Here is a 3171-nt window from a genome sequence, read left to right on the forward strand (position 1 = left end):
CATGTGGATGGTTACACTTTTCATCATTGCTCGCGAATCAAAGATTATTCCATTGAATTATGGAAGAAACTGGGTCAACCCGTTGAGCGCGTGAGATTGCTCAGATGGGGTGCTTATTTTCATGACATAGGAAAGCTGGCGATTCCCCTTGAAATTTTAAATAAAAAAGGGAAATTCACCCCTGAAGAGTGGGTAATTATGAAATCTCACACAACATTAGGTGCTAAGATGATGCGTGAACATGAAATTGAATGGTTGAGAGATTCAGCATTTATTGTTGAAGAACATCACGAACGTTACGATGGAAAAGGATATCCTTTCGGTTTAAAAGGAGATGAGATTTCATTGGAAGCGGCGATTGTTTCCGTTGTTGATTCATTCGATGCGATGACCACTGATCGTGTTTATCGTGATTCATTGACAATTGAAGAAGCAATACAGGAGATTATTCGTGGTAGGGGAACTCAGTTCCATCCAGTCGTGGTTGATGCTTTTTTAAAACTGTTGCATGAGCAGCAATTTAAATGGAGATAGAAGGTCTGGTATGACTTTCCAAGCCTTTTGCATTTGCACAACGCCTAATTGAAAGGAAGTAATTTGGTGAATTACATACAGACAATGAGAAAGATGATTGGACATGAACCACTCCTGACTGTTGGATGTGGTGTCATCATTGAAAGAGGGAATCAAATTCTACTACAACATCGAACAGATGCGGATGTGTGGTGTATTCCTGGAGGAGTAATGGAATTAGGCGAGAAAGTTGAAGAAGCAGCTCGAAGAGAGACGGAAGAAGAAACAGGCTTGAAAATTGGTGACCTGGAATTTTTCGGCATCTATTCAGGACAGGAAGGTTTTACTAGATATGCTAGCGGGGATCAGGTGTATAGCATTCAAATTATTTTTAAAGCATCCTGTTTTTCAGGAAATCTAATTCAAAAAAGCGATGAAACACGTGCCCATGCCTTTTTTGATAAACAAAATTTGCCTGCCAATTTAAATTCTCACCAATCCCGATTCATTATGGATTGGGTTCAACAAATGCCTTTACCTATCATTAAATAAGCCAAAACACATTAAACGTGTTTTGGCTTTTCTTTTTGAATACCCATTCCCGTTGAATAACAAAAACCGACCAATAACAACACGCTATCCACAATGACCTTGATGATCATTTCACCTCTTCATGTTAAGAAAAAGAGACCGTGAACCATACCGGCAAATAGTGCCATGATGAGTCCGGCAAGAATCATCTACTTTAGAAACGACTTTTCGTCGCCTTCTTCAAACACTTTCTTTCGGTTGATTGAGTAGTTGAAACTAGCTGAAATGACCCTTGCTATAATGGTGGCCAGAAAAATATACATTTGGGGTACATCATCTCTCCATGTCCAGATAAATAAAGCAAATAACCCCATATCTAAGCCAAAGGAAGCGGTAAATTTCAGAAACACTTTATAAATCTGCAGGGAGGATCGAATAGGTTGAAAATGCGAAGATTTATTGCCGTTTAAATATACAGTATCAATTTCCACTTCATGAATCGTCAAGCCTGCCTTTTTTGATTCAGCTAGCATATCCCGAATTTTTTCTCATTCATGCAAAATGGAAGGAAACTAGATGACTTTGTCGAATTTAAACAGTAAGTCTATTCAGTAGTAGGGAGAAGTATTTCTTATGTCATTTCAGGATTCGATGATGTACAAAGTGAGAATCAATAATGAAATGATGAGTGTATTCATCAAATAGTATGTATTTCGGGAAATTTGTCTGTCGAAAAATGTAGAGCGGTCGACAAGTTTATAACTTAAAACCATGATACCGATCAGAATGATCACTGACACAAAAATAGGCATATCGTAAATTTTGTAATCGATAAATCGCACAAAAATAAGTGAAGCAGCCATAATTACTCCATAAGCAACGCGTTTTAATTCCATGGATTAACTCCTTTACTTTTTTATCAAGTATAGCAAATAGCTAAAAAGATAGATAAGAACTGCAGAGTAGGGAGTTGCATGAAAAATAACCAGTAAGGGGGAGTTAACATGATTCAATTTGTAGGACTAGACGAACAGTATTACCCGGCAATGGCTTCGCTATTGTCAATACGACACCAAGTAGAACGAATTCGATATTCATTCCTCCCAAAACGTTTTGAGGAGGCAGCGGAAACTGAGAACCTGCTTCGTGAAATTGCCAAAAACCCTTTCGTTAATGGTATTGTGGCTCTCCGTGATCAGCAAGTAATTGGGTATATGCTGTATGAATTCAAGGAAGATGCAAAAAAGGGCCGCCACATTATTATTGATTATCCATGCTTGGCCATTTCAGAAGATGCACATCCACGTTTGGTACGTCTATTGTATGCAGAGGCAGGTGCGGAATGGATTGCCGGGGGATATTTCCAACATATCATATACGTTCCGATTGGCTACGATCGCTTAGTTTATGAATGGCTTGAACAAGGTTTCCGTTTTGAACAAAAATATGCAATGCTCGACATAAAAAACTATGAACCGAAAGCAAAATATACAGATACTAGCGCAATTAACATACGCCGATTGGCAGAAAACGACACGGAAATTCTAAAAAGTATGTCGCGTTGGAACAGCATTCATCAAGCTTCCGCGCCATCATGGAATCCGATTACAAAAGAATCACTCCAGGATGTGAAAAGTGGCTATGCAGCTCTCGCAAAAGATGCAGAGGCAATTGTCATGATTGGTGAACAGGAAGGAATTCCAGTTGGTTTCCATGTTTACTACGAAGCGGATACTTCATCCAATATGTATACACCTAATCAAACAGTGGATCTTCCGGCGGCTTCTACCAACCCGCAGTACCGGGGACGCGGAGTAGGGAAAGCCCTTGCAGATGCGAGTCATGCTCAGTTAAAGGAAATGGGTTATGATTATGCATTGGCAGACTGGCATACGCCCAATCACTTGGCATCCTATTTCTGGCCGAAACTCGGGTACCAGCCGTTTATGATTCGCATGGTTCGAACAGTCGATAACCGGATTGCCTGGGCGCATGGCAAATAAAATACGTATTGTTGGATCAGTTGGCAGCGGAAAAACGACACTTGCAAGGAAGCTGGCTGTGCAAATAGGAATTGAGATGCATTCATTGGATGATGTGGTATGGTCGAGATGTGCTGGAGGAGAT

At 40.1% G+C, this 3171-nt stretch carries 5 protein-coding genes and 1 pseudogene; 4 read left to right on the top strand and 2 right to left on the bottom strand.

Translation table 11 applies throughout. The features are described 5' to 3' along the window. Window positions 1-534: HD-GYP domain-containing protein (locus AC1DSB_RS16965; protein WP_477587178.1), on the top strand; the 534-nt coding region annotated here is incomplete at its 5' end. 66 nt (window positions 535-600) lie between these two features. Beyond that, window positions 601-1065: an NUDIX domain-containing protein gene (locus AC1DSB_RS16970; RefSeq protein ID WP_477530896.1), complete on the top strand. Its 465-nt coding sequence runs from the start codon at window positions 601-603 to the stop codon at window positions 1063-1065. A gap of 188 nt (window positions 1066-1253) precedes the next feature. On the opposite strand, the gene AC1DSB_RS16975 is transcribed toward AC1DSB_RS16970, so the two are convergent. After that, complete coding sequence (locus tag AC1DSB_RS16975) at window positions 1254-1577, bottom strand: GtrA domain-containing protein (RefSeq protein WP_477530897.1); 324 nt, start codon at window positions 1575-1577, stop codon at window positions 1254-1256. A 108-nt stretch (window positions 1578-1685) separates the two neighbouring features. After that, window positions 1686-1940, bottom strand: a complete 255-nt coding sequence (locus AC1DSB_RS16980; protein WP_016429639.1) for a hypothetical protein — start codon at window positions 1938-1940, stop codon at window positions 1686-1688. Window positions 1941-2048: 108 nt separating this feature from the next. Here AC1DSB_RS16980 and AC1DSB_RS16985 point away from each other — a divergent pair, with 108 nt between their 5' ends. Both AC1DSB_RS16985 and AC1DSB_RS16990 read left to right on the top strand, forming a co-directional pair. Then, window positions 2049-3047, top strand: coding sequence for a GNAT family N-acetyltransferase (locus AC1DSB_RS16985; protein WP_477530898.1), 999 nt, complete (start codon window positions 2049-2051; stop codon window positions 3045-3047). After that, window positions 3037-3171 (top strand): annotated as a pseudogene (locus tag AC1DSB_RS16990) (DNA topology modulation protein FlaR); the annotation flags it as partial. The gene AC1DSB_RS16985 and the pseudogene AC1DSB_RS16990, both read left to right, overlap by 11 nt.

The organism is Paenisporosarcina sp. P4_E4_2 (assembly GCF_056401595.1).

Coding starts and splice junctions, on each gene's coding strand:
- AC1DSB_RS16980 (WP_016429639.1), bottom strand. CDS start 1,940: ATGGAATTAAAACGCGTTGCTTATGGAGTAATTATGGCTGCTTCACTT.
- AC1DSB_RS16975 (WP_477530897.1), bottom strand. CDS start 1,577: ATGCTAGCTGAATCAAAAAAGGCAGGCTTGACGATTCATGAAGTGGAA.
- AC1DSB_RS16985 (WP_477530898.1), top strand. CDS start 2,049: ATGATTCAATTTGTAGGACTAGACGAACAGTATTACCCGGCAATGGCT.